Origin of the sequence: Agrobacterium sp. ES01 (assembly GCF_050320885.1) — a bacterium.
GTDB lineage: Bacteria > Pseudomonadota > Alphaproteobacteria > Rhizobiales > Rhizobiaceae > Allorhizobium.
This window is the reverse complement of the sequence record NZ_JBNQTH010000005.1, coordinates 83,292-106,781: the sequence shown is the minus strand read 5'-3', so window position 1 is coordinate 106,781 and position 23,490 is coordinate 83,292. Positions and strand designations below refer to the sequence as shown.

16 protein-coding genes are annotated in these 23,490 nt (G+C 57.5%); 4 read left to right on the top strand and 12 right to left on the bottom strand.

The annotated features are described in order from the left end of the window. The first annotated feature begins 79 nt into the window (after positions 1–79). Entirely contained in the window at positions 80–3,730 is a 3,651-nt protein-coding gene (locus tag ACQQ2Q_RS15790; protein ID WP_428188070.1) for a hydantoinase B/oxoprolinase family protein, read from the top strand. A 72-nt stretch (positions 3,731–3,802) separates the two neighbouring features. On the opposite strand, the gene ngg is transcribed toward ACQQ2Q_RS15790, so the two are convergent. The 10 genes from ngg to ACQQ2Q_RS15740 form a co-directional block, all read right to left on the bottom strand. Further along, positions 3,803–5,587 (bottom strand): N-acetylglutaminylglutamine synthetase, encoded by a 1,785-nt coding sequence (ngg, locus tag ACQQ2Q_RS15785; protein ID WP_428188069.1) that lies wholly within the window; start codon positions 5,585–5,587, stop codon positions 3,803–3,805. 1 nt (position 5,588) lies between these two features. Beyond that, complete coding sequence (locus ACQQ2Q_RS15780) at positions 5,589–7,364, bottom strand: N-acetylglutaminylglutamine amidotransferase (RefSeq protein ID WP_428188305.1); 1,776 nt, start codon at positions 7,362–7,364, stop codon at positions 5,589–5,591. Positions 7,365–7,487: 123 nt separating this feature from the next. Beyond that, positions 7,488–8,267, bottom strand: coding sequence for a FadR/GntR family transcriptional regulator (locus ACQQ2Q_RS15775; RefSeq protein WP_428188068.1), 780 nt, complete (start codon positions 8,265–8,267; stop codon positions 7,488–7,490). A gap of 24 nt (positions 8,268–8,291) precedes the next feature. After that, positions 8,292–9,089: an ATP-binding cassette domain-containing protein gene (locus ACQQ2Q_RS15770; protein ID WP_428188067.1), complete on the bottom strand. Its 798-nt coding sequence runs from the start codon at positions 9,087–9,089 to the stop codon at positions 8,292–8,294. Continuing rightward, the gene (locus ACQQ2Q_RS15765) at positions 9,086–10,882 is read right to left on the bottom strand and encodes a dipeptide/oligopeptide/nickel ABC transporter permease/ATP-binding protein (protein WP_428188066.1); all 1,797 of its coding nucleotides are present in this window, start codon (positions 10,880–10,882) and stop codon (positions 9,086–9,088) included. Before ACQQ2Q_RS15765 ends, ACQQ2Q_RS15770 begins: the two co-directional genes overlap by 4 nt. Then, a complete protein-coding gene (locus ACQQ2Q_RS15760) occupies positions 10,879–11,826 on the bottom strand; it encodes an ABC transporter permease (protein ID WP_428188065.1) in 948 nt (315 codons plus the stop codon). Before ACQQ2Q_RS15760 ends, ACQQ2Q_RS15765 begins: the two co-directional genes overlap by 4 nt. A gap of 77 nt (positions 11,827–11,903) precedes the next feature. Next, the gene (locus ACQQ2Q_RS15755; RefSeq protein WP_428188064.1) at positions 11,904–13,469 is read right to left on the bottom strand and encodes an ABC transporter substrate-binding protein; all 1,566 of its coding nucleotides are present in this window, start codon (positions 13,467–13,469) and stop codon (positions 11,904–11,906) included. A gap of 192 nt (positions 13,470–13,661) precedes the next feature. Further along, positions 13,662–14,819 (bottom strand): osmoprotectant NAGGN system M42 family peptidase, encoded by a 1,158-nt coding sequence (locus tag ACQQ2Q_RS15750; RefSeq protein WP_428188063.1) that lies wholly within the window; start codon positions 14,817–14,819, stop codon positions 13,662–13,664. Positions 14,820–14,879: 60 nt separating this feature from the next. Then, complete coding sequence (locus tag ACQQ2Q_RS15745) at positions 14,880–16,496, bottom strand: cisplatin damage response ATP-dependent DNA ligase (protein ID WP_428188062.1); 1,617 nt, start codon at positions 16,494–16,496, stop codon at positions 14,880–14,882. Then, on the bottom strand, positions 16,497–17,507 hold the full coding sequence (locus ACQQ2Q_RS15740) for a ligase-associated DNA damage response exonuclease (RefSeq protein WP_428188304.1): 1,011 nt from the start codon (positions 17,505–17,507) through the stop codon (positions 16,497–16,499). It abuts the gene before it with no gap. 279 nt (positions 17,508–17,786) lie between these two features. Between ACQQ2Q_RS15740 and minC the strand changes: the two genes are divergently transcribed. From minC to minE, 3 genes are read left to right on the top strand one after another with little or no spacing between them, the layout of a single operon-like run. Next, positions 17,787–18,527 carry a septum site-determining protein MinC gene (minC, locus tag ACQQ2Q_RS15735; protein ID WP_428188303.1) on the top strand — a complete coding sequence of 247 codons (741 nt, stop codon included), beginning with the start codon at positions 17,787–17,789 and terminating at the stop codon, positions 18,525–18,527. Positions 18,528–18,556: 29 nt separating this feature from the next. Beyond that, a complete protein-coding gene (gene minD / locus ACQQ2Q_RS15730; RefSeq protein ID WP_428188061.1) occupies positions 18,557–19,372 on the top strand; it encodes a septum site-determining protein MinD in 816 nt (271 codons plus the stop codon). Continuing rightward, entirely contained in the window at positions 19,369–19,626 is a 258-nt protein-coding gene (gene minE / locus ACQQ2Q_RS15725; protein ID WP_428188060.1) for a cell division topological specificity factor MinE, read from the top strand. The genes minD and minE overlap by 4 nt, the downstream gene beginning before the upstream one ends. 42 nt (positions 19,627–19,668) lie before the next feature. On the opposite strand, the gene ACQQ2Q_RS15720 is transcribed toward minE, so the two are convergent. Both ACQQ2Q_RS15720 and ACQQ2Q_RS15715 read right to left on the bottom strand, forming a co-directional pair. After that, complete coding sequence (locus ACQQ2Q_RS15720) at positions 19,669–21,381, bottom strand: hydantoinase B/oxoprolinase family protein (RefSeq protein ID WP_428188059.1); 1,713 nt, start codon at positions 21,379–21,381, stop codon at positions 19,669–19,671. Continuing rightward, positions 21,378–23,453, bottom strand: coding sequence for a hydantoinase/oxoprolinase family protein (locus tag ACQQ2Q_RS15715; protein ID WP_428188058.1), 2,076 nt, complete (start codon positions 23,451–23,453; stop codon positions 21,378–21,380). Before ACQQ2Q_RS15715 ends, ACQQ2Q_RS15720 begins: the two co-directional genes overlap by 4 nt. Between the last annotated feature and the right edge of the window lie 37 nt (positions 23,454–23,490).

Sequence of the window (23,490 nt, the reverse complement as noted above, 5' to 3'; positions counted from 1 at the left end):
ATGGAGGTCGTGAGGAAGTCCTTGCACTCGGAATATGTGTCGTGCTCCTTTGCCGAGCAAACTGAAAAAGGGGCGGAACATGGCCAATCACTGGGATTTCTGGGTCGACCGTGGCGGCACATTCACCGATGTGATCGGCCGCGATCCCGAAGGCAGATTGCATGCGAAGAAGATGCTTTCGGAAAACCCGGAAGCCTATCGGGACGCCGCCGTTGCCGGCATTCGCGCCCTTCTTGGACTAGCCAATGCTGATCCCATCCCCTCAGGTCTCATCAACGAAGTCCGCATGGGCACAACCGTTGCCACCAATGCCCTTCTGGAACGCAAGGGCGTCAAGGTTGCGCTGGTAACGACAAAGGGCTTTCGCGATGCTCTGGCCATCGGCTACCAGGCCCGCGCCGATATCTTTGCCCGCAACATTATAAAACCCGAACTGCTCTATGACCGCGTCGTTGAGGTGGAAGAACGCGTGCGTGCCGATGGCACAGTCGAGATCGCGCTCGATTCCGATTCAACGCTCGCTGAATTGAAGACATTGAAGGCCGAGGGATACGACGCACTATCCATCGTCTTCATGCATGCCTACCGCTATCCCGAACACGAGCAGAAAACCGCTGTGATTGCGCGCGATCTCCGCTTCGAACAGGTCTCCGTCAGCCACGAAATATCACCCCTCGTGAAATTTGTCGGGCGCGGCGACACGACGGTCGTAGACGCCTATCTCTCTCCCGTCCTCAGACGCTATGTGGGTCAGGTCGCCGAAGAGCTGGATCTGGAGAGAACAGGCACACGGCTACTCTTCATGATGTCGTCCGGCGGTTTGACATCTGCTGACCTGTTTCAGGGCAAGGATGCGATCCTGTCTGGCCCTGCCGGTGGTGTCGTGGCACTGGCCCAGACCGGCATTGCGGCGGGTTTCCCACATGTCATCGGATTTGACATGGGCGGCACATCTACCGATGTCGCCCATTTTGCTGGCGAATACGAACGTGCGTTTGAAACGGAAGTTGCAGGTGTTCGTATCCGTGCTCCCATGATGCAGATCCATACTGTTGCCGCCGGTGGCGGATCGATCCTGCATTTTGACGGTGCCCGCTTCTCGGTCGGCCCCGATTCCGCCGGCGCCAATCCTGGACCCAAATGCTATCGTCGCGGCGGCCCGCTGACCGTCACAGACGCTAATGTGATGACGGGCAAGCTAAACCCGGATCTCTTTCCGGCGATCTTTGGTCCCAACCAGGATCAACCCCTGGATATGGAAACCGTGCGGTCGGCATTTGCCGATATGGCGAAAGAAATCGGCGACGGTCGAACACCGGAGGCCGTGGCCGAAGGCTTCCTGCAGATCGCTGTCGCCAATATGGCGGAAGCCGTGAAAAAGATCTCAGTTGCCCGCGGCTACGATGTGACACGCTATGCGCTCAATGCTTTTGGTGGCGCAAGCGGTCAGCACGCATGTCTTGTCGCGGATGCACTTGGTATGAAGAAAGTGCTGATCCATCCATTCTCCGGATTGCTTTCCGCCTATGGCATGGGCCTCGCCGACGTTCGTTCGCTACGGCAGGGCGCTATTGAGCAGAACCTCGAAAAGTCAATTGCCGGAATTGCTGGCACCTCTGCACCGCTGTGTGCGGAAGCAGTCGATGAGTTGAAAACGCAAGGCATCGCGGCTCACCAGATCGATGTCAGAGTGACAGCTCTGGTGCGTTATGCTGGCACCGACACAACACTCGAAGTTCCTGTTGCTACGCTGGCCGCCGAAGCAGACTATAAGACCGAGATCGCTAAATCTGATCCCGGTCCGATGAAGACGGCATTTGAGACGGCTCATAAATCGCGTTTCGGCTTTATTGACCAGTCCAAGGATCTCGTTGTCGAGGCCATTTCCATTGAAGCTGTTGGTGGCGCGACTCCGGCAGATAAAATTGACCTGGGAGAGATCATTGATGCCGGCGCCACCGAAAGCGGGCGGATGCGTTTCTTCTCCGAAGGAGCCTGGCAGGATGCCGCAGTCTATCGCCGCGCCGATGTACAGACCGGCAGTCGCATCGACGGCCCGGCACTTCTCATCGAAGCAAACCAGACCATTGTCATCGAGCCCGGCTGGCAGGGACAACTGACCGCGCAGGACAATCTGGTCCTAGAGCGAGTCGTCGCGCTACCAGACAGGCGGGCTGCCGGGACTGAAGCAGATCCCGTCATGCTGGAAATTTTCAACAATCTCTTTATGTCGATCGCCGAGCAAATGGGCCTCACGCTGCAAAACACGGCATATTCGGTCAACATCAAGGAGAGGCTGGATTTCTCCTGCGCCGTGTTTGACGCCGATGGATCGCTCGTGGCCAATGCGCCGCACATGCCGGTGCATCTGGGTTCGATGGATCGCTCCGTACAATCGATCATCCGCAATAATGACCACTTCCATCAAGGTGACGTGTTCGCCATCAACGCGCCTTATAATGGCGGCACGCACCTTCCCGACATTACAGTCTGCACTCCTGTGTTTGACGAGGATGGCGCAAACGTTCTGTTCTGGATCGCATCCCGTGGCCATCATGCCGATATCGGCGGCATTGCGCCAGGATCCATGTCCCCGGATGCCCGCACAATCGAGGAGGAAGGCGTATACATTGACAATTTCAAGCTCGTCGACCGCGGGACGTTCCAGGAAAAATCCTTGAAGGAACTGCTGCTCGGCGCGCGATATCCGGTACGCAATGTCACGCAGAACGTGGCGGACTTGAAGGCGCAGATCGCTGCAAACAATCGCGGCGTATCAGAGATGAACAAGGCAATCGCCGATTTTGGCCTGGATGTTGTCAGAGCCTATATGGGCCATGTGCAGGATAATGCCGAGGAAAGCGTCCGGCGTGCGATTGAAAATCTCGAGGATTGCACCTTCGAATACCCGATGGATCAAGGCTGCGCCATCAAGGTGAAGATCACCGTCAACCGTAAGGCACGTTCGGCAAAGGTAGATTTCACAGGGACCTCCGGTCAGCGCGATGACAATTTCAATGCTCCGGAACCCGTCACGCGCGCCGCCGTGCTTTACGTGTTTCGCATGATCGTGGACGGCAAGATCCCGATGAATGCCGGCTGCCTCAGACCTATCGAGATTGTTGTGCCGGAAAAGAGCATGTTGTCGCCCCACTACCCCGCAGCTGTTGTTGCCGGCAATGTCGAGGTCAGCCAGGCAGTGACCAATTGCCTGTTCGGTGCGCTGGAGGCTCTGTCGTCCGCGCAAGGTACGATGAACAATCTGACCTTCGGCAATGATGTCTATCAGTATTATGAAACCATCTGCTCCGGCGCTCCAGCCGGTCCCGGTTTCAGCGGAGCCGATGCAGTTCACACCCACATGACAAATTCACGCCTCACGGATCCGGAAATTCTGGAACTTCGCTATCCGGTTGTTCTCGATGATTTCCATATCCGCACAGGATCGGGCGGAAAGGGCGAATGGTCAGCCGGGAGCGGCACACGTCGCACGATCCGCTTCCTTGAAAAGATGGATTGCTCCGTCCTGTCAGGTCACAGAAAGGTCGCTCCGTTCGGACTGAAGGATGGCGAGCCCGGTCAATGCGGCCAGAATATCGTTGGCCGAATGAGCGGAGAAACCGAAACTCTGCCCGGCTGTGCCCAGACCATACTGGAAGCCGGCGAGACGATCACAATCATCACCCCCACCGGCGGCGGCTACGGCAAAGCCGGCGATGGCAAAGTATGAAAAACGGCCCTGAATATGAGAAGCTATGGATCGGGGCTCAATTGCCCCGAAGTCTGTCTTCTAATCTGAATATCATGCCGCCGTTCTGCTTCCTGGAAACAGCAACTCGATAAAGCTCTCGGCCGTCGGCTGAGGCTCGTGATTGGCAAGCCCCGGCCGTTCATTGGCCTCAATGAAAACATAGTCCGGATCTGACGGATCGTGTACCATCAGATCGATACCGACGACTGGAATGTTGATCGCCTTCGCCGCCTTGCAAGCCGCCTCGGCAAGAATAGGATGAACGCTCGCGGTCACGTCATGGATCGAACCGCCGGTATGCAGGTTGGCCGCCTTGCGAACGACGATTTCTCTTCCCTCTTCCAACACAGTATCGAGCTTGAGATCCTGTTCGGCGAGGCAGCGTTCGGTCTCGGCATCCATCGGTATCCGGCTTTCGCCACCCGTCGCTGCCTCACGTCGACGGGACTGCTTTTCGATCAGGGCAGAAATCGTGCTTTTGCCGTCTCCAACAACACGCGGTGGACGCCGGACCGCAGCAGCCACAAGCTTGTAATCGATCACCACCAGTCTCAGATCCTCGCCATCGAAACAGGCTTCGAGAAGCACGCGGTCACACACCTTACGCGCCGCAGCAATAGCATCATTCAGCGCTTCAATGGTGGTGATACCAACCGAGATGCCTCTGCCCTGTTCCCCGCGCGCAGGCTTCACCACGAGTTTCTTGTGCTCATTCAGGAACGCCTTTAATGCATCCTGATCGTCGCGCGCCTCCATCTGCTCTGGCACGATCAGACCCTCGGCAGTTACAACCCGCCGCGTGATCGCCTTGTCGTCGCAGATCGACATCGCCACAGCAGAGGTCAGTTCAGACAGGCTTTCACGGCAATGCACCGAGCGTCCTCCGTGGGAGAGCCGGAAAAAGCCACCCTCGGCATCGGTGATTTCCACATGGATTCCGCGCCGGGTCGCCTCATCGACGATCAGCCGGGCATAGGGGTTCAAAGCCTCATAGGACTGATGCGGCATGGCGAAGAACTTTTCATTGATGGCATTCTTCCGCTTGATCGCGAAAAGCTGCATACGGCGGAAGTTCAGCTTTTCGTAAAGCCGGATAGCCTGTTCGTTGTCATGCATGACGGAAAGGTCGACATAGGCAAGGCCACGCGCCTGGAAGTGCTCGGCCAGCTTGCGAACAAGCTTCTCTCCGATCCCGGGCTGCCGCGCCTGCGGATGGACGGCGAGGCACCACAGGGACGCACCGCGCTCCGGATCATTGAACAGCCGCTGATGGTCTATGCCCGTGACGGTTCCAACGATTTCGCCTGTGGCCTCGTCCTGCGCCAGAAAATAGGTCATCGAACGATTGTCGCGGTCCGACGCGAAGAAATGCGGTCGAACCTGAACCATGCCGCAAGCCGCATACACTTTGTTGATACCCTCGCCATCCGCTTCGGTGGCCAGGCGGCGGATGGTAATCCCGCTCGTCCGGCGGCTGGACGCCCGGTATGTGGACAGATCGAGACGAAAGGTATGGGACGGATCGAGAAAGATCTCCTGAGGCGCCTTGGACAACAGGACATGCGGATCGCGCACATAGAAGGCAATATCCCGGCTTGAGGGTGCTTCCTTGCTCAGGTCTGACAGCAGGGCCTCGTCAGAATAGGTCTGTGCAAAGAGAAGACGACCCCAGCCGCAATCGAGAGAAACATTCGGCTGCTGCTCGTCATCACGGTCCGGCTTATTCGCATGTCGTTGTGGCTTCGCCCCTGTGCGAAGCCGTTCGAGGCGATGTGTCAGGGCTTGTGTCCCTTTACTGCGCCTTTGAGACACCGCCCCGTCCCGTGCCTTCTTCATATCAGACCCCTTGCGCCTGAAGCCACATCTCCAGCAGTCCGACCTGCCAGAGTTCTGAACCACGAAGCGGTGTGATGTGGTCTGACGGTTTGTCGTAAAGTGTCCTCAGATAGCCATCCTGGAACAGGCCGCGTTCGCGTGCCTTCTGCGCACCCAGCGTATCCTTGATCATCTCAAGATAGGGTCCCTCGATATATTTGAGCTGCGGAACCGGGAAATATCCCTTCTTCCGATCGATGACCTCGCTTGGAATGACCTTACGCGCCACATCTTTCAAGATACCCTTGCCTCCATCACGCAGCTTTTCTTCGGGCGGAATACGGGCTGCAAGTTCGACGAGTTCGTGATCAAGGAACGGCACCCGCGCCTCAAGACCCCACGCCATTGTCATGTTGTCCACCCGCTTGACCGGGTCGTCGACCAGCATGACATTGCTGTCGAGACGAAGCGCCTGATCGACAGCAGTATCCGCGCCACCTCTCAACAGATGGTCGTTCAGGAGTTCGCCGCTATAATCTTCATCGCCGATCCACTTGCCCGAAAGCTGCGACGCCAGAACCGTATGCGAACGGTCTCTGAATGCCTTGCTGTAATCTCCAACAACATCATTGGAGTTCAGAAGCGGCGGGTACCAATGATAGCCCCCGAAGACCTCATCTGCACCCTGGCCCGACTGCACCACCTTGATGTGCTTTGAGACCTCCTTGGACAGAAGGTAGAAGCCGACATTGTCATAGGACACCATCGGCTCAGACATGGCAGCGATTGTGCCTGGGAGCGCATCCATCAACTCGGAGGAGGGCACAAAAATCTGATGGTGGTCGGTGCCGTAATGATTGGCAATCAGATCGGAATAGACGAACTCGTCTCCCTTCTCGCCATTGGCTTCTTCGAAACCGACGGAAAAGCTCATGAGCCCACTTTGGCCGGCCTCGGCCAGCAGACCGACAATGAGGCTCGAATCCACACCGCCGGAGAGCAACACACCAACAGGAACATCGGCAATCATGCGCCGTTTCACTGCAAGGCGAAGGGCATCGAGAAGCATGTCCTGCCAGTCTTCTCGGCTGATTGCAGCGTCGCCAGCCTGTCGGCTGTAGGCAGGATCCCAGTAACGACGATCCTTGAAGGTACCATCACGCTCGTAAACCCGGATTGTCGCTGGCGGCAGCTTCTTCACACCGTTCAAAATGGTGCGCGGCGGCGGAACGACTGCATGGAAACTCATATAATGGTGCAGCGCCACCCGGTCGATGGATGTATCCACCCCGCCAACCTTGACGAGAGCCGGAAGTGCAGACGCAAATCGCACCGCGCCATCCACTTGCGCAAGATAGAGCGGCTTGATGCCAAAACGGTCGCGCGCCATCACAACACGGCCACTATCCCGTTCATGAATGACAAAAGCGAACATACCATGGAAGCGAGACACGCAGTCTTCGCCCCACGCATGCCAGGATTTCAGGATCACTTCGGTGTCGCCATCGGAAAAAAAGCGATACCCCATGCCCTCTAGTTCAGCTCGCAATTCGCGGAAATTGTAGATACAGCCATTGAAGACCATGCCCAGACCGAGATCGGAATCGACCATCGGCTGCTGCGACTTGTCGGAAAGGTCGAGGATCCGCAATCGGCGGTGACCAAGGCCAACATTTCCCCGAACCACCACCCCGGACGCATCCGGACCGCGAGGCGCGATTACATCTGCCATCGTCGACACTGCCGACACCGACGGTGACCCGCCATCAAACCTGACTTCTCCGCAAATACCACACATAAACTGGGTCAAAACCTCCATTGTAGGGACATTACAACGACGTCAGGGTCGCGGTTCTCCCACGGCCCTGACGTCCTTTAATTTCTCAATGCCGAGCATCACACGATTGTTCCGTCGAATGCCTCACGCGGCGCTCTCGCTACGAACCGCCAACAGCCGTCGCTGCATGAAGGCCTCGGCAAATTTCATATGCTCGGAAGAGATTCGGCGTGCATCCTCGGCGCGTCCGTCCTTCAATGCCGCCATCAGGCGATACTGAAAGGATAGACCTTCCTCGCGCGAGGACGGACTTGTATCTGCATAAACTGCACGCGCATCCGGATGCTCTCGCAACAGATTGTGCATTAACCCACAGATGAAACCCAGCAAGGGATTGGGACAAATCTGGGCGAGCATGGAATGGAAATCGAGCTCGGCAACGCGCTGTCGGTATTGTTCGTCCAGATCGGACGGTGGATGGTCGTAGATACGAATGGTGTCTTCCAGACTGGACAGCTGTTCAGCCGTTACCTTTCCGGCAAGCGCTGCGGCGATCTCCGGCTCGAGCGACTTTCGAATCGAATAGATGTCGGCAATGCTCGGTTGATCGAAGAAGAAATGCGTCGATAGCAGCTCCATTGCGTGCTGCGCAGAAGGTTGGTCCACGAAGGCACCGCCGCCCGGGCCGCTGCGTGTGAACACCAGCCCTTGCGTTTCCAAAGCTTTCATTGCCTCGCGTACGGTTCCCTTTGCCGCCTTGAAGCCGTCGATCAGATCTCGTTCCTGAGGAAGGCGATCACCGGGGCCCAAGCGCTCTGCGCGAATGTAATCCTTGATCCGCGCAGCAATCGCCTCCGGCCGGCGCTTCGTCCGCACCGCCGGTACGAACAAGCGTTTGTCGCTTTTTTGCTGTTCCTTCTTCATGGTCTTTTCCGCTGGCATGAACCCTTAGGCTTTCCTGATGCGTGGCGCGCTGGCGACAAGCCGTTGGGTATAGGCATGTTCCGGATTGGCGAAGAGCCTGCTGGCGGGCGCAGTCTCGACGAATTCGCCGAAATACATCACCGCAACCCGATCGGAAATCGCTTCCACGACAGCAAGGTCGTGACTGATGAACAAATAGGAAAGGTCGAACCGTGTCTTGAGATCTCGCAGCAACAGAAGCACCTGTGCCTGCACCGAAACATCGAGCGCACTCACCGGCTCGTCGAGAACGAGTATTTCCGCCTCTGCCGCCAATGCTCTCGCGATCGCAATACGCTGCGCCTGCCCACCTGAGAACTCATGCGGATACCGATCCAGCGTATCTTCCGGCATCTGCACAGCATCCAGAAGTTCTTTCATGCGCAGGCGTCGACGAGGTTCCTCATAGCCGCACAAAAGCGCCATGGGCGTGGCAAGTATATCGCGGATTGTCTTGCGCGGATTGAGCGAAGCGACGGGGTCCTGGAACACATATTGAATCCGCTTGCCGAAAGCCTTGGGTCCCGAGCGGCGAAGGGCGGTGGAGTCCTGCCCCGCTATTAACATACTGCCCGAGGTCGGCTCCTCAAGACCGACCAGCATTCGCGCGAGCGTGCTTTTGCCCGAACCGCTTTCGCCAACAATTGCCAGCGTCTCACCCTTGGCAAGATCAAGTGAGACAGACTTGACCGCTTTCACCTCGTGATGCGGCGCACCGAAAAGACGACGCCCGCCGCCAAAGGTCTTTGTCAGTTCTCTGATCTGAACCGCTGCAGCACTCATGTTGTTGCCCCCCGGTGTTGCGCCCCAAATAGCTTGGCCACACGTTCCAGAAAGCTCGCGCCAGTGCCGAGTTCCGGCACACAGGCAATCAAACGTTTGGTGTAATCATGCTGCGGATGGGCCAGCACTTCCTTGGTCGCACCGGTTTCAACGATTTCGCCGTCCTTCATGACCGCGACACGATCACAGATCTCCGAAACGACACCGAAGTCATGGGTAATGAACAAAAGCGCCATACCGCGTTCGCGCTGAAGCGCGCGCAAGAGTTCCAGAATGCGCGCCTGAACCGTCACATCCAGTGCCGTGGTCGGCTCGTCGGCAATAATGATCTCCGGATCATTGGCAAGCGCCATGGCAATGCCAACACGCTGACGCTGCCCGCCGGAAAGCTGATGCGGGTAGTGATCGGCTCTTTCGCGCGCATCCGGAATCCCGACCTTGTCGAGAAGCGCTATCGCCCTCTCACGGCATTCTGATCCACCAACCCGTTGATGCGCAGATATCGCCTCCTCAACCTGCCTTCCGATCGGATACATCGGATGCAATGTCGTCAGCGGGTCCTGGAATACATAAGACACCCGCCGACCCCGTGCCGAGATCAGCTGCGTCTGCGGCATTGCCAGCACATCGTCCGGGCCCAGATAGATGGCGCCATTGCTGACAATGCCGGGTGGGGAAGCGACAAGGCCCATCACGGAAAGGGCAGTCACACTCTTGCCGGAGCCACTTTCCCCGATAAGACCGAGGCATTCGCCCGGTTTCAGATGCAGCGATACGCCGCGCACGGCGGAAACAATATTCTCACCTCTTCGAAATCCGGTCTCCAAACCCTCGATCGAAAGGCTTGCCTCAGGCGCGCTGTTGGCTGGGACGTCGCGATCACGAGCAACCTCTGTTGAAGGCCCGGGCCTTGCCAAAGCGCCGGATCTGAGGCGCGGATCCAGCACATCGCGAATGCCATCGCCCAGCACATTCAAGCTGATGACGATGAGGAATATCATCACGCCCGGCACAATTGAGACATGAGGTGCCGTGAACAACTGCGCACGCCCCTCCCCCAGCATCGAGCCGAGATCCGCCTGCGGCGGCTGCGCGCCAAGGCCGAGGAAGCTCAAGCCGGCTGTTTCAAGGATCATCCAGCCTGCGGTGGTCGACATTGTAATCACGATGACCGGCAGCACATTGGGAAGGATCTCTGCCAGAATGACAGACACATGTCCGCGCCCCGACAATCGGGCCGCATCGACAAATTCACGACGCGAATAGCCAAGCGTCACGCCGCGCACATTACGGGCAAAAAACGGGATATTGACGATGGCGATGGCATAGAGCGCATTCATCAGTCCCGGCCCGAGCGCCGCCACGATGGCGAGTGCCAGCAGGATATACGGAAATGCCATCAGCATATCGATGCCGCGCATCATCAGATTGTCGGTCCGTCCCCCCGCATAACCCGCAACGATACCGATTGCCGAACCGAGAACAGCGGCAATCACCGTCGCGGCAAATCCGACCGCTATGGAAACGCGCGTGCCCCACAGTAGCCGGCTCAGGATGTCGCGCCCCAGCTGATCCGTGCCGAGCAGATGCCCGGCACTGAACACGGGTTTCAAGCGGTCCACCGGCGCCGTTGCGTCGGGATCGGGCAAGGGCAGCACCGGCACCACAATGATCAGCAGAGTGATCAGGATCAGGAGCACGAAGCCGACCGTCGCGAGCCGATTGGTGAGAAGCAGACGCCAGGAGGTGAGCCTCGTCGACGCCGGAGCGGTCATTTCGGCAAGCGCGCTCATGAGCGTATCCTCGGATCGAGCATGGATTGCAGGACATCGGCGAGCAGGTTGAAGAGCACGTAGCTTGCCGCCACGACAATCACGCCGCCCTGCACGAGAAGAATGTCTCTCTGGGAGATGGCCTTCACCAGCATCGCGCCTATTCCCGGCCACTGGAAGACGGTCTCGATGTAAACAGCGCCACCGAGCACAAAGCCGGCCTGAATACCGATCACGGGAATGACACTGACAAGGGCTGCTCGAAAGGCGTGACCATAAATCACGCGCCGTTCGGACAAACCTTTGGCGCGTGCCGTGCGCACATAATCCTGTCGCAAGACTTCCAACATGGCACCGCGGGTCAGCCGCGCGATCACACCCGCCGCCACAACCGAAAGCGTGAAAGCCGGCAGGACAAGATGGAACAGCAGATCCTTCAGGTCCCCACCGCCATAGACCGCATACATGCCGGAAGCCGGCAAAATACGCCAATGAACAGCAAAGAGATAAATCAGGAGAAGCCCCAGCCAAAAGGATGGCAGAGAGATCCCGGCAAGCACCACGAATGTGATTGCGCGGTCCACCCAGCCGAACTGACGCACGGCTGAAACAATGCCGGCAAGAAGGCCAATGACCGAACACAGAACCAAAGAGACGCCGGCCAGCACCAATGTCGCCTGAAAACGCTCAAGCACCTCATCCAGCACAGGACGGTTAAGCGCATAGGAACGCCCGAAATCACCCTGAAGCAGATTGGTGATCCAGATCAGGTATTGCTGCACGAGCGGCTTGTCGAGACCGAGATCACGGTTGATGCGCTCGACGTTCTCAGGCGTTGCATAGGCACCGAGGATCGCCGTCGCCGTATCGCCCGGAATAAGCGCCATCACCAGGAAGACGATGATGGACAGTCCGAACAACACGGGCACAACAGCAATGAGGCGCTTCAGGATATAGGTGGACATGGAATTCCCCCGGATCATCCGTTGCAAACGTCACCGGCAGCAAAGACCCACCGGTGACGAGAGAGAGGTGACGCGGCTTACTGCTTCGTCACGTTATGAAGCTGAAGCAAGAAGGACGGCTGAAGCTTGAAGCCCTGCACCGCTGCCGTGGTCACAGCATTCTGCTTCCAGTTGGCAACGAAGAGCCAGGGAGCATCGTCATGCACGATAGACTGCACTTCTCCGTAAAGCTTGCCACGCTCGACCTGATCGGTCGACTGACGTGCTTTCTCCAGAAGGTCATCAACCGTTGGGTTGGAATAGTAACCCGAGTTGAAACCACCCTTGTCGGGCATGGCATCCGTGCGCAGCGTCAGATAGGGCACCGTATCGGGATCATTGGTCATCCAGGCCATTTCGGCCATATCGGCCTTGCCTTCAAGGCCGGGATTAACCTGACCCAGGAATGTATTCCATTCATAGGTCTCGATCTTCACGTCAAAACCAACGGCCTTCAGATCGGCCTGGATTGCAGCACCCATGGTGATCGGATCAAGCATGCCGGAGCCGCCTTCGGTGACATAAAAGGTCAAGGCTGGCTTTTCGACACCCGCTTCTGCAAGAAGTGCCTTGGCCTTTTCGACATCGTAGGGATAAGGCTTAACCGAGCTTTCAACCCAGTTGAAGGCTGGCGGAATGGGTCCAGCAGCAACGGTCGCCGTGCCCTGCAGGACATCGTTGACCAGAGTTTCCTTGTTGACCGCATAATTGGCCGCCTGGCGTACGCGCTTGTCGGCGAACGGGCCTTCCTTGGTATTCAGAATACCGAACCAGACATGGGGTCCGGCCTGTTCGGTCACAGAAAAATTGGCGTCCTGCTTGAACGTCGCAAGATTGTCCGGCGGAACTTCCACCATCACATCAATGCCACCCGCCATCATTTCGGCAACGCGCGTATTGGCATCGGTGATTGGGCGAAATACGACAGCCTCGAGGGCGGGCGCGCTGTCCCAGTAGTCGGGATTGCTTTCGACCACGACGCGCTGATTGGATTCCCATTCGACGAACTTGAACGGACCAGTACCTGACGGATGGCGTCCATATTCCTTGCCATACGTCTTCACTGCCTCGGGCGAGACGATAAGGCCTGTCGGATACGCAAGATTTGACAGGAACGGCGCGAAAGCTTCCGACAATTTGAACTCGACGGTGTGGTCGTCGATCACATTCACCGCGTCGACGGACGAAAAATTGAAGGACAACGGGAACGGTCCGGTATCGTAGAAGGGGTGGTTTTCGTCGAGCATGCGGTCGAAGTTGAACTTGACCGCTTCTGCGTTGAAGTCGGCCCCGTCATGAAACTTCACGCCTTCCCGCAGCTTGAACGTATAGGTTTTTCCGTCCTCGGAAATATCCCAGCTTTCGGCAAGTGCCGGTTCGACTTCGAGCGTGCCGTCTTTGTAGCGCACGAGTCCGTCATAGATATTGACCAGAATGCGAAAATCATTGGTCGCCGTCACCGTATGCGGATCAAGGGATTGCGGTTCAGCAATCTGCCCGACGACGAGCACATTTGGAGGGGTCTGGGCCGCGGCCGGCAGGGCGGCAGCGGATGCAAGTGCAAGGGCAGCGACCGCAAGGGCGCTCCGAAATAGCCTCTTCATGGGGAAGATCCTTTCGATTTGGCTCAGTTCGTGAAGGACCATTTATACGGATTGATCAGTGAAACTCAATAATTAATCATAATAAAATTACAAGAGAGGGCCACACCCAACATTAAGTGAAGGCTAATAATTTCGACAATTCAGTAAATTGACACAACGAGTCGGATTACCACAAATAAAGAGCAATCCGCTCTATTGTGCGTCTGGCTCATCCGGATTGAGACCTTGCTCTGCCTTGCGAACCTTCTGGCGGGTAAAGCCGCGCAGGCCGGACACTTCCTCTGCATCGCGCTCGATCTGTACTTCACTGGCGACATATTGCGCCGTGAGCTTGGCGAGAGAAATCAGGGCGTGGAGATGAATGCGCTCATAGCCATGTGACGCATCGACACCAAAGGTCAAAAGTGCCGTCCGGACATCGTGGCCCGCTTCAACAGCAGATGCCGCATCCGAGCGATAGAAACGGAAAACATCCTTCTGGACGCGAATACCATGCTCCGTACAAAGCTCGTAAAGCTTCTTGGAAAGATGATAATCGAACGGCCCGGTCTGGTCCGCCATGGCCAGCGTCACGCCGAATTCCTGAGAGTTCTGCCCCGGCGCCGTTGTGCCGTTGTCGATGGCGACGAGGGAGGCGATCTCCGGCACCAGTGCCGCTGACGCTCCGACGCCAACTTCTTCGCCAATGGTAAACAGCCAATAGCTGTCGACCGGCGCCTCGATTTCCTGTCGCTGCATCGCTTCAAGCGTTGCCAGCATCACAGCTACGCCGGCCTTGTTGTCGAGATGGCGGGAGACGATGAAGCCATTCCCGATGAATTCTGGCTGGGGATCGACCGCGACGATATCGCCGACCTCAATGCCGAGCTGCACCAGGTCTTTCTTGTCGCGCGCCAGCGCATCCACACGCATTTCGACATAGGGCCACCCCGTCGGTTGTGTGTCGATTTCCTCGTTGAACGTATGCCCGGAAGCCTTGAGCGGCAGGATCGATCCGCGATACGTGCCCTTCGATGACAAGATGGACGCACGTGCGCCTTCGGCAAACCGCGCCGACCAGTGGCCGATAGAGACAAGCTCCAGTCGCCCATTATCTTTCAGTGCCTTGACCTGAGCGCCGAGCGTATCGAGATGAGAAACGATCCCTCTGGCGGGCCTCTCTGCGGCACCGGGCCGCAATGCTCGAATTGCGCCACGCCGTGTCAGCTTGACTTCAAGCCCCAGGCGCTCGAGTTCCTTGGCAGTGTGGCGTACAGCCTCGTCCGTGAAGCCTGTAGGGCTTGGTATGGCCAGCAAGGCTTTAAGTTGATCGGTGAGGTAATTTGGGTCGATATCGATCGGTTCATTCATATGGCCTTTGTCGCAATCATGAGCTCCAAGGTCAACCGGCGACGCGTCTGGGCAATGTCGTTACGCGATCATGTCGTTTAGCGTCGACAAGCGATCAGCCTCGATCGGTGGCTTGTCTGTCCGGAGACGCGAGATACGGGGAAAGCGCATCGCAACGCCTGATTTGTGGCGCGTAGAGCGGGCAATACCCTCAAAGGCCACCTCGAGCACAAACCCGAAATCCGGCTCAGCCCTCACCGCACGAACCGGGCCGAAGCGCTCGACTGTATTGTTACGAACGAACTTGTCCAGCACTTCCAGCTCCGCATCCGTGAAGCCGAAATAGGCCTTGCCGACAGGGACAAGCGTTTCGGCTCCGGGATCACCTGTCCACACTCCGAAGGTAAAATCGGAATAGTAACTCGAGCGTTTGCCGTGTCCACGTTGCGCATACATCATTACCGCGTCGATGATAAAAGGATCGCGTTTCCATTTGAACCAGGGTCCTTTGACACGTCCGGACTGATAGACGCTGTCGCGACGCTTGATCATCACGCCTTCGATCACCGGATCGGGCGGATCCCGCCGGATACGGTCGAGGTCTTCCCAGCTTTTGAAGGGAACGAGCGGCGATAGATCGAACCGTGTCGCCGACGCGCCATCGATAAAGCCCGTCAGCTTGTCCCGACGGAATTCAAAGGACTGATCGCGGATATCGCGATCCTTCAAAAACAGAAGATCGTAGGCGCGAACAAAAGCCGGATAATCCTGCATCTGCTTTTGCGTGACCGACTTGCGGTTCAGACGTTGCTGGAGATCGGAAAAGGTGAGCGTGGCCGCATTGCTGCGCGAAGTCCCGCCGATCAGAAGCTCACCATCAATGATTCCTTCGAAGTCCACAGCCTCCAGAACATCCGGAAAGCTCTTCGAAATATCGTCACCGCTGCGAGAATAGAGCCGTCGTGTGCCGCCAATGGCAGACAACTGCACACGGATTCCGTCCCATTTCCATTCGGCCAGATAGTCTTGCGGATCGAGCTTTTCCAGATCGCCATCGGCAACGGGATGAGCCAACATGACCGAATGAAAAATTGCGGGCGTAGAAAGCTCAGGCTTCGGCGCATGTCCCTCAAGCCAGGCGAAGAGTGTCCCATACGGTGGCTCAAGGCCGTGCCAGAGCGTCTCGATCTCATCGACGCCCACATCGCCCATCAATGCCAGCGCCTGCTTTGCCAGCCGCGCCGACACACCGATGCGCAGCCCACCCGTTGCAAGCTTGATGAAGGCGTAGCGCCCTGAAGTGTCAAGCCGATCCAGAAGACCCCGCACATGCGCCGGCATTTCGCTGCGACCGATCCCATTCAGCTCTTCAACCACGGCTGAAAGACGCGGCGGGGAATGCAAGACCACTCCTGCCTCTTCGGCCGGGGGCCCCCAGACAAGCGAAATGGTTTCTGCAAGGTCGCCCACATAATCGTAGGAATACCGGAACAGGACATCATCCATGCGCTCCATTACCAATTCGCGTAACAGAGCTGGCTTTACCAGTTTTATGTCCAACGTCGATGTCAAGGCCGCAAGGGCATAACCTCTGTCCGGATCAGGGGTACGGGCAAAATAATCAGCCAGAAGACGCAGTTTCGCATTGCGCTGAGGTGTCAGCACGAGGCGATCAAGAAGTTCCGCAAACGCCTTCATTCAGTCACCCTCGTCTTCATAGCCAACGAGATGAAGCGGCCGTGCCTTGATACCTTCAAGCTCGCACCAGCGGACCAGCGCCTCCTCCCGTCCGTGGGTCACCCAGACTTCCTGCGGTTTAATTTCCCTGATCGTCGCGGTGAGCTCCGGCCAGTCGCAATGATCCGAAATGACAAGAGGCAGTTCGACACCGCGTTGGCGTGCCCTTTGCCTAACCATCATCCATCCAGAAGCGAAACTGACCAGCGGATCAGCGAAGCGACGTGCCCAACGATCCGAGAAGGATGACGGAGGCCCGACAATGATTGCACCGCGAAAACTCTCCTTTTTGGCTTTGTCATCTGTTGCGGGCAGCAGTTCGCCAAGGTCGATACCCTCACTTTGATAGTAGTCGCATAGCTTGACCAGCGCCCCGTGGATATAAATCGGATCGGTATATCCCTGTTGTCTCAAAAGAGAGATGACCCGCTGTGCCTTGCCAAGCGCATAGGCCCCAACCAGGTGACTACGGTCAGGGAATGTCAGCAGCGATTGCAGTATTTTCCCGATCTCGACGACCGGATCCGGGTGATGGAAAACCGGCAGTCCGAATGTCGCCTCGGTAATGAACACATCGCAGGCCACCGGTTCAAATGGCGTGCAGGTTGGATCAGCGCTGCGCTTGTAATCGCCCGAGGCAACGATTCGCATACCGTCCTTCTCGACCGCAATCTGGGCTGATCCCAACACATGGCCGGCAGGATGGAAACGAACGGCGACGCCATTGACCTCAATGGTGTCGCCTAGCTCAACAGCCTGTTCGCTGACACAGAAATCCTCGCCATAGCGCAACCGCATGATGTCCAGCGTTTGCCGTGTTGCCATCACCGCCTGATGACCGGAACGGGCATGATCAGCATGACCATGTGTAATCAGCGCCCGTGCGACAGGGCGAACCGGGTCGATGAAAAAATCGCCGGCGGGGCAATAAAGTCCTGCTTCACGGGGGCTGAGAAGCGCTTCGGCTTTAATGGGCAAATCAATTCCTCAACCAACCGGATCGATCCATCTTTAGATGGCCCCCGCGACATATTTGGCAACCCGACCTATTGAACATTTTAACGGCGTCAAAGATCACCGCAGGTGCCAGCGTAGAGCCATAAGTAGCCCCCGGACACATTTGTTCCGGCCATCACAAGGCTTACGCAAGCAGCAGCGCATTTATTACCGCTCACCCCACCTCGAGACACCGCTGTTAACGATTTGTTAACCATGGCGGGAGTACCTAAAGTCAACGAATTCTTTACCAAGATGACCAAAGTGCTAACTGATTCCCGATCCATCCGAATCAAAGGTCGCTCTTTTCTGGCAGTCGTTCTGACGCCGGACATGCCGCTGGATGAATGGCTGGTTCGCCTCGACGATCTTGCAGCGCGCTCCGCTGGCTTTTTCCTGGGGCGCCCCGTTGTTCTCGATGTGTCCGAACTGGAAATTGATCGCCCGGAACTAAAGCGGCTGATTGCTGAACTTTCATCCCGCAATGTCAGCATTATGGGCATTGAGGGCGGGCGCGCCTCGCTCGTCGAACCCGGCATGCCGCCAGCCCTTAAGGGCGGAAAGCCGGCAGCCGATATCGAGGTGGTGGAAAAGGATGCATCGCAGACAGAAGCGACTGCTCCTCAGGACAACGCGCCTGCAGCAGTCGCCGAACCCCGGCCTGCGGTTCCGTCGCTGGTGATCGGCGAGCCGGTTCGCTCCGGTCAGTCCATCATGCATATCGAAGGCGATATCACGGTCGTCGGATCCGTCTCCTCTGGCGCAGAGGTAATCGCCGGCGGATCGATCCACATTTATGGCGCTCTGAGAGGCCGGGCGATGGCAGGATCCATCGGCAACTCCACCGCCCGGATCTTCTGTCGCAAGTTCGAACCCGAACTCGTCGCCATCGACGGCATCTACAAGATGGCGGAAGACATGGATCCGGAGCTGCGCGGCAAGCCGGTGCAGCTCTGGCTGGAAAATGAAGTGATAATGGCAGAAAGACTGAAATGAACCCGATCCGTCAGGAACAGGAGACACACATGGGCAAGGTAATCGTTGTAACGTCAGGCAAGGGCGGCGTCGGCAAGACGACTTCGACTGCCGCCCTTGGCGCGGCACTCGCGCAAAGGGGTGATAAGGTCGTCGTCGTCGATTTCGATGTTGGACTGCGTAACCTTGATCTCGTCATGGGTGCAGAACGTCGCGTCGTCTACGATTTGATCAACGTCATTCAGGGCGATGCAAAGCTGCCGCAGGCGCTGATCCGCGACAAGAGGCTCGAAACGCTCTTCCTGCTGCCTGCCTCGCAAACACGCGACAAGGACAACCTGACGGCCGAAGGTGTCGAGATCGTCATCAACGACCTCAAGCGTCATTTCGATTGGGTTATCTGCGACAGTCCGGCCGGTATCGAACGCGGTGCAACGCTTGCCATGCGCCATGCGGACATGGCTGTTGTCGTCACCAATCCGGAAGTCTCTTCGGTTCGCGACTCCGACCGCATCATCGGACTACTGGATTCCAAGACTGCAAAGGCCGAACGTGGCGAGCGGATTGAAAAGCACTTGCTGTTGACACGCTATGACGCCGCTCGCGCCCAACGCGGAGATATGCTCAAGGTCGACGACATCCTGGAAATCCTGTCCATTCCGCTGCTCGGCATTATCCCCGAAAGCATGGACGTTCTGAAGGCATCCAATCTCGGTGCACCGGTCACACTCGCAGATGCGCGCAGCGCACCGGCACTGGCCTATTTCGAAGCCGTACGTCGACTTTGCGGAGAAGATCTGCCCGTCTCCATCCCCGATGAGAAGCGCGGCCTGTTTGGCAAGATCTTCGCACGGAGGGCTGCATGAGCATTTTCAACCTGTTTCGCAAGACGCGTTCTGCGCCCACGGCGCGAGAGCGACTACAAGTTCTGCTCTCGCATGAGCGTGCCTCGGCTGACTCCGACCTCGTAGCGATCCTGCGTGAAGAAATTCTCGCCGTCATCGCCCGCCACGTGCAGGTCGATGGGGAGAAGGTTCACGTGAAGATGGACCGCGACGAAAATGTATCGATGCTCGAAATCGACGTCGAGATCCCGCTGAAGAGCCAGCTCGCCGCCTGATGTAATTACGGCATGCCGGGACGACCGGCATGCCCTCCACGTCTATATCCGCACGCCGTGACCACCCTCGTCAATCGTAACACCGAAAAGCTCCCGAGCCTGATCGATAGTGTAGCGACCAAGCCGAACATCCTCAGCTACTGCGGCAGTTGCCCGTTGCATGGGATTGCCATAGCCGCCGCCGCCGGGTGTGCCAACACGCACGCGGTCGCCGGGTTTGAGCGGAATATCCTGCGCCTTCGACAAATGCTCCGGCACCATGGGCTGACCATCGCGCCAGACCGTAACGGAGTTCGCCAATCCATCTCCGCCACCCAGCGCGCCGGGCGGTCCGAAACGACCGTGATCCATGACGAAGCTTGCCGTCGCGTGCCCGCGCAGCAATTCAACCTCATAGTCCAGACCGAAGCCGCCGCGATGCTGTCCCGCACCGCCCGATCCCTCTCGCAAAGCATAGCGATGGTAGAGAACAGGGAACTGTTGCTCCATGATCTCGACCGGAGGTGCCTTGGAAATGCCAATGGTTGAGCAACCGTTGGACAAACCATCTGTATCGGCATTCCCGCCATAGCCGCCACCGGATATCTGGTACATGACGAAACCGCGATTGCGTTCCGGGTCAAAGCCGCCAAGCGCAAAATTGCCGGAGGTGCCTGCAGGAGCAGCGGTCACGCGATCCGGCAAAGCCTCCACGAGCGCGCTGAAGACTGCTTCCGCAATGCGCTGAGAGACTTCGGCCGCACAACCTGAAACGGGCCGCGGATATTGTGCATCGAGAAAAGTCCCCTCGGGTCGCTTGACGTGCAAAGGCTCAAAGGCGCCAGCAGAGATAGGCACGTCGGGGAAGATATGGCGCATGGCGAGGTAAACCGACGAAAGCGTCGTCGCCAGAACCGAATTCATCGGCCCCATGCAGGGTCTCGATGAGCCGGCAAAGTCAAACTCGAGCTCGCCATCGGCTGCCGTGATTGCCAGACGGATCTCAAGCGGTTCATTCACCACCCCGTCGCTATCGACATAGGCAACCGACCGGTAGATGCCGTCAGGGATTTGCCGTCCATAGGCCCGCATCTGGTCCGCTGCGCGCGTTCGCAATTCAGCGATAGCCTCCCGCACTGTATCGTCGCCATAGCGATCAAGAATGCGGCACAATCGCTGTTCGCCGACCAGCAGCGCTGCTGCTTGCGCTTTGACATCCCCAATCCGCTGTTCCGACACGCGAATATTCGAGCAGATGATCGAATAAATTTCCTGGTCAAGCTTGCCTTCCTTGAACAACCTGACCGGAGGAAGACGAAGCCCCTCCTGCTCAACCGAGGTCGCCGATGCCGAAAAACCACCGGGCACAGCACCACCTGTATCCGGCCAGTGACCGGTATTGGACAGCCAGCAATATATCTCGCCGCCGCGATAGACCGGCATCGCAAAGCGCACATCCATCAAATGCGTGCCACCGAGATAAGGATCGTTGACGATATAAATGTCGCCGGGCCTCGGCGCAGCCACCGTTCCAGCCTTGATCATCTCGATCAGGGTCCGGGTCGAATATTGCATCGTACCAACGAAGACCGGGAGACCGCCTGCCCCTTGCGCAATGAGAGACCCATCCTCGGCAGAATAGATGCCGTCAGAGCGGTCATTGGCCTCGGCAATCACCGGAGAGAATGCCGCGCGCGAAAAGGTCAGGTCCATTTCGTCACAGACCTGTTGAAGCCCCGACTGGATGACGCTGAGGGTGATTGGATCGATACTCATGCAGCAACTCCAAGCGTGATGATGATATTGCCGTCGGCATCCTGCCCACCGATATCGCCGGGCTCGATGATGATGGTCGTATCCATCTGCTCGATAATGGCCGGGCCGGAAATCGCGGCGTTAGCGGGCAAATGATCGCGCCAATAGACAGGCGTCTCCGTCCATTCACCGAACCAGACCGGACGGCTGCCCGTCTGTGCATACGTAAGACTTGCCTTTCGTCCATCAGCATCGATCAAAAGGGACAAATCGATTTCAGCCCGGCGCCCGATGACCGAGGTATTGATATTCACCAGGCTCGCCCGGATATCTGCCAGATCGACCCTGAACCGCTGGAAGTAGACCTCCTCGAATCGAGCCTGCAATTCCTCGATGGAAGGCGTCGGCGACGAAAGCGGTACGCGCAGCAGATGTGTCTGTCCGACAAACTGCATGTCCACGGACCAGATCTCGCGAATATCTCGGATCGCCACCGCTTCCTTGGCAATCAGGGCACGGCCTTCTGCGGATTGCTTCGAGAAAATCTCGTGCACGGCGGAAATATCCACCGAATGGACGGGGCGGTTAACGGTATTGACGAAATCATGCCTCAGATCTGCCACCACGCATCCAAGCGCATTGGTAATCCCGGGCCGCGATGGCGTCAGCACCTTGGGAATACCAAGCTCTCGCGCAATCGCTGTCGAATGCAGCGGACCGGCGCCGCCAAACGCAAACAGCGCAAAATCTCTTGGGTCCTCCCCAAGGCTCACCGATACCATGCGGACGGCATCGGCCATACGCGCATTGGCAATCCGGATCACCGCAGCCGCCGCCTCTATCGCATTCACGCCCAATGGCCTTCCAAGCGTCTCCTCGAAAATCGTCGCTATATTTTCGATTGTCGGGCCACCCGGAACGGAATTGAGCCGAGCCGGATTGAGGCGACCGAGAAGCATGTTGGCATCCGAGATCGTCGGTTGAGTACCACCCCGACCATAGCAGATTGGTCCAGGCGTCGCACCGGCACTTTCAGGCCCAACCTGCAAGAGACCGGCCGGCGTGATGCGGGCTATCGAGCCGCCGCCAGCGCCTACTGTGCGTACATCCACCATAGGGAGATGGATCGGCATCGCATATTCGATCTCGATCTCGTTCGAGACCGCAGGCTCCGCGTCGCGGATCAGCGCGACATCTGTTGATGTGCCGCCCATGTCGTAGGTAATAAGGTTGGGGATGCCTGCACGCCGCCCCGTATAGGCAGCCGCCATGACCCCGGATGCGGGACCAGACATGACAGTTTTTGCGGCCTCATTGGCTACATGGCGCGCCGAAACCATACCACCATTGCCGTTCATCACCAGAACATCATGACGATAGCCACGCCCTGCAAGCTGGTCTGCGAGGCGTTCGACATAGCGCCGCAAAAGCGGCTGAACAGAAGCATTCACCGCCGCCGTCACGCCACGCTCGAATTCGCGGCTTTCGGACAGCAGGGTATGACCAATGGTGAAATTGCCATTCGGCCAGATCTCGCGGGCAATTTCACCCGCGCGCAATTCATGCGCTGGATTGGCGTAGGAATGGAGAAAGTGAATGACCAGAGCCTCGCAACCTCTAGCGAGAAGTTCCTCCATGGCCGACCGTAATGCGTCCTCATCAAGCGGAACCAGAACATTGCCGCGCGCATCCATACGTTCCGGAATTTCATAGCGAAGATCGCGTGGAATGATCGGGACGAAATGCCCCTTCATGCCATAGGCCTGCGGACGGGTCCGGCGACCGAGTTCCAGCACGTCTCGAAAGCCCATGGTGGTCACGAGACCGGTTTTGCAGAGATTGCGCTCAAGCACCGCATTTGTCGTGGTTGTCGTGCCATGCACGATCAGGTCGAGGGCTGCGATGTCCGCATTTGCAGCATCCAGCGCATTGAGAACGCCGGTCGCCTGATTATCCAGAGTTGTCGGCGTCTTTGCCAGCCGAACCGTTCCATGTTCTGAATCGAAGAGCACCAGATCGGTGAAGGTACCACCCACATCGATGCCAGCCACCTGGGACTGGCGCGGAACACCAGTTGTTGTTTTTTCCTGCACGGTCGTTCCCAATTATTATTTTCGTTGAATTGAATTT